This window comes from Streptomyces lacrimifluminis (assembly GCF_014646095.1).
GTDB lineage: Bacteria > Actinomycetota > Actinomycetes > Streptomycetales > Streptomycetaceae > Streptomyces > Streptomyces lacrimifluminis.
Genome location: NZ_BMMU01000074.1, coordinates 1 through 8,343, shown reverse-complemented (window position 1 = coordinate 8,343; position 8,343 = coordinate 1). Strand labels below are relative to the sequence as shown.

8 protein-coding genes and 1 pseudogene are annotated in these 8,343 nt (G+C 67.8%); 3 read left to right on the top strand and 6 right to left on the bottom strand.

Annotation, left to right across the window (positions count from 1 at the left end; all coding sequences use genetic code 11):
- Window positions 1–34: 34 nt before the first annotated feature.
- The 3 genes and pseudogenes from IEY89_RS39585 to IEY89_RS42185 form a co-directional block, all read right to left on the bottom strand.
- Window positions 35–271, bottom strand: a complete 237-nt coding sequence (locus tag IEY89_RS39585) for a hypothetical protein (protein ID WP_189152364.1) — start codon at window positions 269–271, stop codon at window positions 35–37.
- Between the two features lie 74 nt (window positions 272–345).
- Window positions 346–2,010: an outer membrane protein assembly factor BamB family protein gene (locus tag IEY89_RS39580; protein WP_189152363.1), complete on the bottom strand. Its 1,665-nt coding sequence runs from the start codon at window positions 2,008–2,010 to the stop codon at window positions 346–348.
- A 109-nt stretch (window positions 2,011–2,119) separates the two neighbouring features.
- Window positions 2,120–2,362 (bottom strand): annotated as a pseudogene (locus tag IEY89_RS42185) (DUF3732 domain-containing protein); the annotation flags it as partial.
- A gap of 887 nt (window positions 2,363–3,249) precedes the next feature.
- Here IEY89_RS42185 and IEY89_RS39575 point away from each other — a divergent pair.
- From IEY89_RS39575 to IEY89_RS39565, 3 genes are all read left to right on the top strand, one after another.
- Window positions 3,250–3,435: a hypothetical protein gene (locus IEY89_RS39575; protein WP_189152362.1), complete on the top strand. Its 186-nt coding sequence runs from the start codon at window positions 3,250–3,252 to the stop codon at window positions 3,433–3,435.
- Between the two features lie 9 nt (window positions 3,436–3,444).
- Window positions 3,445–3,633, top strand: a complete 189-nt coding sequence (locus IEY89_RS39570) for a sigma factor-like helix-turn-helix DNA-binding protein (RefSeq protein WP_308437489.1) — start codon at window positions 3,445–3,447, stop codon at window positions 3,631–3,633.
- A 275-nt stretch (window positions 3,634–3,908) separates the two neighbouring features.
- Window positions 3,909–4,169, top strand: a complete 261-nt coding sequence (locus IEY89_RS39565) for a cold shock domain-containing protein (RefSeq protein WP_189152365.1) — start codon at window positions 3,909–3,911, stop codon at window positions 4,167–4,169.
- A 220-nt stretch (window positions 4,170–4,389) separates the two neighbouring features.
- Here IEY89_RS39565 and IEY89_RS39560 read toward each other — a convergent pair whose 3' ends face one another.
- The 3 genes from IEY89_RS39560 to IEY89_RS39550 all read right to left on the bottom strand — a co-directional run.
- Entirely contained in the window at window positions 4,390–5,235 is an 846-nt protein-coding gene (locus IEY89_RS39560; RefSeq protein ID WP_189152360.1) for a hypothetical protein, read from the bottom strand.
- Window positions 5,210–7,660, bottom strand: coding sequence for a hypothetical protein (locus IEY89_RS39555; RefSeq protein ID WP_189152359.1), 2,451 nt, complete (start codon window positions 7,658–7,660; stop codon window positions 5,210–5,212). Before IEY89_RS39555 ends, IEY89_RS39560 begins: the two co-directional genes overlap by 26 nt.
- 477 nt (window positions 7,661–8,137) lie before the next feature.
- Window positions 8,138–8,343 (bottom strand): hypothetical protein (locus IEY89_RS39550; protein WP_229695721.1); only part of this gene is annotated, 206 nt, incomplete at its 5' end.

The window sequence follows — 8,343 nt, the reverse complement described above, 5'->3', positions numbered from 1 at the left end:
GCCGACCAAGATCGTCGAGCACAAGACCCGCGACTCAACTCATTCTGAAACGATCAGTAAGACGGACTGTCGGGTCGAGACGCGACAGGATGAGGCCGAGCACCGCCTCGGTCTCGGCTGCCTGAACGATCACCAGTCCCCGCAGCCGGTTCAGCGAGGTGGCCTCGCTCCCGTCCCATGGGGCGGTGTCGGGGTGTTGAGGGAAACAGTCCTCCTGGATGCTGGTCCAGGCGAGGGAACGGATCCCGTAGCGGGGTGACTCAGCCGTCATTCCCGGAGCATGACCCTCACCGTCGGCCTCGGCAAACGAATTCGGGTGCCAGAGAGAAAACCCGCCACCGCAGTTCACGATGCGCGGAAGGCATGGACGACCCCGCGCCGGTCGGTGACATACAGAGCATCGGCCGTAGCGACCGGGTTTCCCTGGCTCTCAGGATCCCAAGTGATGTCATCCGACCACAGGCGTCTGCCTGTCCTGACATCACAGGCCCACACGCCTGTCCGGTGGCCGATGTACACGGCGACCCCGATGACGAAGGGCTGCCCCTGGGCAAGGCCCGGCAGACGCCTGACCCACCGGCTGGTGCCATCCTCGGCATCGAACGCGGCGAGCGCATGCCCTGTATTCACCACCACGGTGCCGTCCGCCACCACGGGAGACGCGGTGAGGACAGTGGCGGCGGTGTCGCTCCGGCGCCAGGTCCCATCGGAGCGGGACACCCGGTACAGGCCTCCGCGTCCCCCGGAGAAGTACAGGAACTCGCCCGACACGACAGCCGCGGAAACCGGCGCCGGTAGGGAGCATCTCCACACCTGACGTCCGGTGGTCACGTCGAGGGCGACCAGGACGCTGGTGTCATCACCAGCCTGTTCCACGACGTACAGAACGTCATCGGCCAGTGTCCAAGCAGGTGACAAGGCGCAGTCGGCCCGATGGCGCCACTTCCGCACACCCTCCGCCACGCTTAGTGCCACCACTTCGCGGGCGCCCGACGAAGACACTGTGGGGCTGTCGACGGGTGCTGCTGCGCGCAGGGCGAAAACCGCGTCGTCGTTGACGAGGAGCGGAGCCGTGACCTGCTGATCGTCTGCCGGGGACGACCAGCGGACGCTGCCCCCGTAGGTGTCCAGAGCAAAGATCCTGCCCTTCTCGTCAGGGGCGTAGAGCGCTCTTGAGCTGTAGACGGCGAGGTCGTCACGTACTCGCAAGGGCTGCTCCCAGCGCACACGCCCGGAACGCAGCGCCACGGCGCGCAGGCGGCCGGCCCCCGCGGACACGTAGAGAGCTTCGTCACCCATCGGACTGGGCCGATTGAAGGCCGATCCGGCGGACCATGCCTCGGCACCCGACACGGCGTCGAGGACGCGGATCATATGGCTGTGGCGCACCACTGCGTACCCTTCGGCGACCTGCGGCTGCCGGGCGCCGGGTGCGGTCGTGGCCTTCGTCCACTGCCGTACCGGCGCGCGGAAGGCACGCGTCCGGCTGCGGTCCGCCCGTCCACGCGGGGAAGACGCGTCCTCCTCAGCCTGATTGCCTGCCGCGCCGACAGGCAACTTGTCACGCGAATCGGTGAATTCCTCGATGTGCGTGACGAACGTGTCGAGCGAGGCGGCACACAACTCGTTCTCCCGAGGGATCTGCACCCACCGCGGGGCCGTGGTCACAGTGCTGAGGCGCAGCGTGAGGTTGATCCAGAACATGCGCCGCTCGTCGACGTCGTACACCACCCCGATCACGGGGACCTTGCTTGCCTGCCAGTCAGCGAAGTGGTCCCCGACGTCGATCGCGTAGCCATGTGCCCGTTTGTATTTCCTGCCCGCCTTGACCTGGACGGTGAAGGAGTAGCCCGTCCGCTTCCGCTGGCGGGTCAGCATCACGAAGCAGTCCTCGCCGTGATCCGTGCCGCTGGCTATCTCCTGCACCAGGTGGTCGTGTTCGTCCAGGAACGATCTCAGCGCGTTGACACCGGCCCGTTCCGTGCGCCGGTTCGGGGAGACGGTTGCCATGTGGGTTCCTCGGTCGTCGCTCGTATCGAGCCGGCCTCCGTGGAAGGCAAACTCGTATTGCCGCCGTGCCGCTCGATCCACGCCTGGGGCAAGGGGCTTCGCCGTCACGCCAGTTGTAGCGCACCCGGAGCCACGATTCGTGCGAGTTCGCGTGGTCACCGACGATGATCTGGACCCCGCCATCGAGTCCGTCGAACGCGATCCCCATCAGCTCGAACAGACGCAGCACTGCTGTCCGGTCCTCGTCCTTGGCGGGGATGCCCCGCGCGCAGGACGGGCCACATCGGAGGAGTAACAGAGCCGCGTGGGCTGGTCCGGCATGAACAGCTGCAGCACAGGCCCGGCCGTGCACAAGGAGTGCCAGTGCCCGCCGCCACTGCCAGGCGACCCCCTCGACAACCGTAGCCACACAACGAGGAGTTGGAGCCCCGGGACGACCGCCGCGCCAGCGCCGCAGCCGCACTGGCCGGATGCACGAGCCGAGACTGCCGCAGACGCCTACCGCTCGCCGGGTGAGCACGACCTTGTACGGCCCCACCGGTGGCTTCCGCCCCCTACGGGCAGAGGACCTCGACGCCGCCGCACCCCGAGCGGCCTGCACAGGGTCACGCTGTAAAACCGAAATATAAATCGATGAACCGAGCCTCCAGAACGAATATCGAGTCAATTTATCAACCGAAAAGAGAAAGCCTTCCTGTCGTTCCCAGCGGGATTCCTTTCCGCTGAAAGAAGTGGCCCGCAGTCGCGAGGCTGAGGCAACTGGAAGATCACGAACGGCCGCGCGTCGGTCCCAGGCGGAAGCATGGCCCCCGGGATGTCAGAAAATCGGCCCCCATCGCCGCTCCATACCCAAGCGCGGGCACCCGCCCTCGCCGGAGGAGGAACGCAGCATCATGGACAGCACAGTTGCCAGCGCGGCCGTGACCGTGGCCGCATGCGTGGCCGGTGTCATCGCCCGGGTGGTCGTGGTCCAGATCACCCCAAGGGCCCTGCCAAGGAGGACTCGTATCGAAGAGGAAGGCCGCACAGCCCGCATCAACGCGCTGGGGGAGGGGAGACAGCCGTGGACCGTATGGAGGATGACACCGCATCCGCCCCCATACCGGGCGCGCGGCGCCAGGCAGCGACGCCGGTAAACGTCGGCACTTCCCACAGGAGGACACGCCCTACCTCATCCGGTTCCTCCTGCGCCATGGAGCGGAGTATCCGGCAGCCGAAGACGCCGTGCACAGCGCCTTCGTGGAACTGATGCGCTCAAGCCAGCCGGTGCGCAGCCCGCAGGCGTGGCTGCGCACGGTCGCCCTGCGGGCCTTTTCGCGGCAATCGGTCCCCGAGCAGCCCGAAGGCGATCTCGCTGACCGACTGGCGCAGACGAGCGCGGACTGGTGCACCCCCTTGCAGGCGGCAGAACTGAACGAGCAGTAACGGCACGTCCTGCACACGCTTCTCCAGCTGCCCTTCAAACAGCCCAGTGTGATGGCCCGGCACCTCGACGGATTTTCCACCGCTGAGATCGCCGAATCGATGGGCCTGGAACAGGCCGCGGTTCTGCAGAACCTCTCGCGGGCCCGCCGCACCCTCAAGCAGCAACTCGGCATCGCTGACCGAAGGAGGCCACAGTGAGCAACGTCGAGCGCACTCCCGACGAACTGGGCCTGCTCCTGGGACAGATGGACGCACGCCGGCGACGGCCATAGCACGGTGCCCGAATCGGGACCCACCCGCGCAGATACGGGCCAGAACACCGACGAAGCACTCGACCACGTACTGGGCACGACCGACGACGCATTGCTGACGGTTGTCGAGAATTGGGCCCGCCGCCTCGCCAACCTGCCCACTGAGCCCGCCGACGTACGCGCATCCGTTGGAAGCGCTGAAAGATTGACGGGCAGGGATACCTGTACAGGACTGGCACAGTCAAATGGTTCAACGCCGAAAAGGGGTACGGCTTCATCTCGGTCGATGCCGCCGACGGTAGCCCGTCCGTCGACGTCTTCGTCCATTACAGCGCTATTCAAATGGACGGACAGCGAACCCTTGAGGAAGGACAGCGTGTCCAGTTCACCATCTCGTACGGCCAGAAAGGACCAAGCGGACGGCGTGAGGTACGTGAATGGATAAACAGTCCCACGCCCACACACCCATTTTCCGCGAGGTAGGGACGTGCAGACTATAACCGGACGCAGACGAAAAATGTTCGGCGGCGCGTCAAATTCTGGAAGGAAGGACGCACCACCGGCTCGTGCACGGGTCAAATGAAACGGGCCGGCCACGAGCACGCGGCCTCGGCCTTCCCAAGTCCAGCAACCATGCAGCCTCCTCCTGGAACCGGTACCCACGCACCGGGCTGCCGCCTTTGCCGTAATCCGGAGACGTTCGTCAGCTCCCGTAGGCGTCATCGATGGCTCCGGCGTTGATCAGGGCCACACGCAATGCCTCACGCTCGGGGGTGGTCTCGGAGGGTGCCGCGGCATAGAGGTCGGCAGCGCGGCGGACGGTCCTGGCCCGATAGCCGTCGACCGGCCCGTGGTCGAGGGCAGCGGCAGCGATGAACTGGGCACCAGGAGAAGCGGGAGTACGGCCGGCGCGTTTGACCAGGTAGTCGGCGTCTTCCAGGTCGGGCTGCTGGGCGAGAGTGGCGACGGTGAGCTCCAGCCACAGATCCTGGTCAAGACAAGCGGCGAACACGAAATGCCCGACCCCGCGCAAGGCGGCAGCCGGGAGACCGGCACCCAGGGCAGCACGCCACAGACCGGCGGCCCGCTCGGTCACCTCGCCGCTCTCCGACCCGGCGGTGTAGGTGGCGAGCTGGGACAGCATCGCGGATACGGCCACGGTCCCGCCGGGGCAGCCGGCGAGTCCGGCGAGGAACTCCCCGGCAGGGCCGAGAGGTTCGGCATCGTCCAGCAGCGCACGCAGGACCCGGTAGTGGGCGCCTTCGGCATCCGGCGCACACAGGACACGCCACAGACCGGGGCGGTTCAGCCGGGCCAGCAACGCTGCGTCGGGCTTGCCGTGAGCCAGCCAGACACGCGCGGGGCGCCACGCCGGCTCCAAGGGCAGGAGCGTGTCGACGTGGCCGGCCGTCCAGGCGGGGTCGCAGCGGTGGAGCAGGGCGAGGCAGAACCCGATGACCGCGAGAGCCTGGTCATCGGCCGGCTCGGCACCCAGCAGCGTCTCCAGCGTCGTCGTCAGCTCCTCAGGCAGACCGTCCGCGGTGCGCACCGCGGACTGGCCCCCCCCAGGCGGTCAGGGAGAGCAGGGCGCTGCCGCCGGGCGCCGTGGTGGCCATGCCCAGTGGGGAGGAGGTGCCCAGACGCGGGGTGCTCCAGCCAGTGACCAGATCACGCAGCCACGCCACGGCATCCGCTTCTACGGCCCCCAGGGATGCGCCACTGTCCCAGGCGCGGTGCAGGAGGTTGGAGATGACCAGCTGCAACTGCACCGCCTGCGGCCCGTCGGCCTCCCGTGGGCGGAAGGCGAAGGCTGCCTCGGCGAGCGCGCCCAGCACCCCGGGATCCAGCATGCCTTTACCCGCGGCGTGGTGGAGGGCGTTGAAGTAGGCGGCCTGCAGGACCGGGCGCGCGGCGGCCGCCGCGACCGCGGCAGGATCCACAGCCCAGGCCTGCAGATCCTGGGCCACGAGCTCGCCCAGCAGCCCGGCACGATCAGCATCAGCATCAGCATCGTCATCGTCGTCTGCAACTCGGGCGGCAGCGAGCGCGGCGACAGCCGCAACCGCCCCGTCGGCCTGAACCCGCGCGCTGAAGACCTCCACGGACAGCCCCCCGTAGGCCTCCACCCACGAGGTGGTCCTCACAACGGGCTCAGGCCGGCCCGGGGGAGCCCCGTACTTCTCCTCCAGCAGGGCCAGGACCGGCTCCCACGGCCCGCGCACGGGCTCGGGCAGCACCGGGGACAGCCGACGCACGACGCGCCACCGCCGCGGCACCGGCCCGGGAAACGCATCAGCCCACGCGCGCATCTGAGCCACATCAGGCGGTGCGCCCAAGCCTTCTCCCAGAGCCGCCTCCAGCTGCGCCCGCAGCTCTTGCGGACAGTGGGCGTCCAGCAGGGCGAGGAAGTCGGCCAGGTCCGCGCTCGGCCATGTTCCGCCGCCCACCTCCCGCGCGGCGTCGACCGCCGTCCGCCACCATTCGGCCGCAGCCTCGGCACGCTGGCTGTCGTGGGGCCAGGACTCGGTCAGATGTACAGCCACCAGCCGCGCCCGGTGCTCCGTGGCGGGCAGCTTGCCGTGCACACCCCGCAACCGCTGCCCGACCGGCACGCCGAGCTGCGCCTCGGCCAGGGCGAGATCGAGCACGGCCCGCATCAGCGTCACGACGATGACACGCGGTGGGTCAGTCAGCGTGATCGTGCCGAGTTCGTTGACGAGCTCGGCCTGCAAGCCCGCGCTCTCGTCATTCAGATGGTCGGCGAGGACATCGGCAAGCGCGGAACGGATGATCACGCCGAGCCGGTCCTTGCCGGTGCGCAGCCGGCCTCCGGGGTGTGCGGTGTCGACGAGCTCGCGCAGCACCTGCCCGCTCTCCCAGGACTCGTGCGCGGTGAACGTGCGGGCCCGCACGATGCCCTCGAGCACGCGCACCCACAGCCCCGTCCGCTCGGCAACGGGAACATCCCTGGCCCAATCCGCGACACGTATCAAGACAAACCGTTCCGGCTGTGCCCGCACCAGCCCGGCCAGCAAGGCACACGCCGCCATACCCGTCTCGCTGACCACCCCGACCGCCTGCGACAGCGCCCCGGGCCCCCGGGCACAGACCGCGTCCAGGTTCTCCTCCACCCAGGCACACACCCGCTCCGGCTCATCAGCCAGTAGCCGCCGCAGATACTGCCCCGCCGGCCAGCGTTGCTCCTCGGGCAGCAGCCGCGACAGCGGCAGCAGATCGAGCCATCGCCCACTCACGGCAGCCTGGAAGAAATACACCCCGGCCCGCGGGTCGGTCATCCGCGCAACCTCGTCCGCGTCCTGCTCCACCGGGGCATCCAGCCTGGCCAACTCCCGCAACCGGTCCGCCCGCTCAGGCAAGCCGAGAAAGAGGTGCTCCATAGCAGCGGTGACATCGTAGAACTGATGCCGTGCCTCGCTGGCCCCGCTACTGGAACCGTGCAGCACACCGGAAGCGGCGCTGTAGAAGGCGCTCCATCTGCGAGCCGCCTCCGTCTCGGCGAGGCCCATCTCCTGCCGGGTCTGCTCAAGCACCAAATGACCGATCTGCCGCGTACGGACCCCCCCACGGTTCTCCTGCTCAGCACGCAACTGATCGACCGCGCCGACGAGGACATCCAGATCCCCGGCTTCCACCCCGCCGCGATGCCGCCAGGCAACCGCCACAGCCCCAGCCGCCTTAGTGACAGCCTCGGTCGCGCTGCGCAACCCAGGGAAATCCTCGCCCGCGATCTTCAGAACACTGTCCAGCGCACCACGCAGACACGACTGCGCCACCTCGTAAGGAGCCTGGAAGACAGCAGGAGCGTTCATGATCTGGGCCGAGTCCAGCAACAGGCTCAGTGCCCGCTGTCCGTGAGCACCTTGAGCCTGCAGGGCCGACACGAGCTCCGAGCGCACCACGCACACGGCCGGCGCCACCCCTGCCTGCTCGCTGCCAAGAGGAAGACTGGACATCGGCCCACCGTAGCCGCACGAAATCGGCAGGCATCGTCCCGCAGAGACAGCCGACATCAGGGACAGGCAGAACCCGAGTACCGGCACGACACGAGAGAGCCGAGCACCGCGATCTGCCAGTACCTGGGGGAGCGGGGTACTGCGAGACCGCAGTGGGCTGAGCTCCGGGCCACCGGAGCTCACAAGCAGCACACCGGCCGCGCCAGCGGCCCACCGTCACCGACGCACCGCAAGAGCAAACCGGGCACCAGCAGACGGGAGCCCGAACCCACCACCCCAGGCGCCGGCAGGCGCCCACACCACACCCAAACACCCATCAGACCGACCAACCCCAATACCCAGTCATGCCACCAGGCATGACACCCCACCACACCGACAAACCATCACAACCGGAGCGCACCAGCGCTCCGCGAACAACCCACACCACCACCCAAACCCAACACAAGGCCGCGCCAGCGGCCTAAACAACAAACAAAATCAATTTTGCCGCCAGGCAAAATACATAAACCCAAATCCCCATTCACCACCCACAACTAGAATTTGCCGCCAGGCAAATTCACGCGCCAAACAAGGGCCGCGCCAGCGGCCCGACATAAACCACAGACAATTCGCCGCCAGGCGAATTCCGGGGCGCAGGAATTCCGCCAGGAATTCCATTAGGGGCTTATGCCCCTCCGCCCCCC